Below are 1,122 nucleotides of genomic sequence, written 5' to 3' on the forward strand. Positions count from 1 at the left end.
GGCCATGACCGAAACCGTCATCCCCATCTTCGACCTGCGCGACCATCGCTACCGCTCGATGATGCCCGTCATCCCGGACGTGCTCGCCGCGCCCTCGGGACTGGTTGCCGACACCCGCGGCAGGCCGCTGCACGACCTGCGCATCTCCGTCACCGACCGTTGCAACTTCCGCTGCGTCTACTGCATGCCCAAGGAAGTCTTCGACAAGGACTACACCTTCCTGCCCCACTCCGCGCTGCTCAGCTTCGAGGAAATCGAGCGCGCCGCCCGCCTCTTCGTCGCGCACGGCGTCGAGAAGATCCGCCTGACCGGCGGCGAGCCGCTGCTGCGCAAGAACATCGAGAAACTCGTCGAGATGCTCGCCCGCATCGAGACCCCCGCCGGCAAGCCGCTCGACCTCACCCTCACCACCAACGCCTCCCTGCTCGCGCGCAAGGCCCGCGCCCTGCGCGACGCCGGCCTGACCCGCGTGAGCGTGAGCCTCGACGCCATCGACGACGCCACCTTCCGCCGCATGAACGACGTCGACTTCGCCGTGGCCGACGTGCTCGACGGCATCGAGACCGCCCAGGCCGCCGGCCTGGCGCCGATCAAGGTCAACATGGTGGTCAAGCGCGGCACCAACGACGCCGAGATCGTGCCGATGGCGGCGCATTTCCGCGGCAGCGGCATCATCGTGCGCTTCATCGAGTTCATGGACGTGGGCGCCAGCAACCACTGGCGCATGGACGAGGTGCTGCCCTCGGCCGAGGTGGTGCGCCGCATCCACGAAGCCTTCCCGCTCGACGCCGTGGCCGCCAACTACAGCGGCGAGACCGCCGAGCGCTGGCGCTACCGCGACGGCGCCGGCGAGATCGGCGTGATCTCCAGCGTGACGCGCGCGTTCTGCGGCGACTGCAGCCGCATCCGGCTGTCGACCGAAGGCAAGCTCTACCTGTGCCTGTTCGCCACCGAGGGCCACGACCTGCGCGCGCTGCTGCGCGGCCCGCACGGCGACCTGGAGATCGCCAACGCCATCGCGCGGGTCTGGCAGGCCCGCACCGACCATTACTCCGAGCAGCGCGGCGACCCCGCCGTGCGGCACGCGCGCGCCGACAGCAAGATCGAGATGTCCTATATCGG

At 69.5% G+C, this 1,122-nt stretch carries 1 protein-coding gene; it reads left to right on the forward strand.

The genetic code is table 11. The annotated features are described in order from the left end of the window. Nucleotides 1-4: 4 nt before the first annotated feature. The coding region (moaA, locus tag K206_RS0136780) for a GTP 3',8-cyclase MoaA (protein WP_043368040.1) at nt 5-1,122 on the forward strand (1,118 nt) is incomplete at its 3' end.

This window comes from Cupriavidus sp. WS, from assembly GCF_000395345.1.
GTDB classification, from domain to species: domain Bacteria; phylum Pseudomonadota; class Gammaproteobacteria; order Burkholderiales; family Burkholderiaceae; genus Cupriavidus; species Cupriavidus basilensis_B.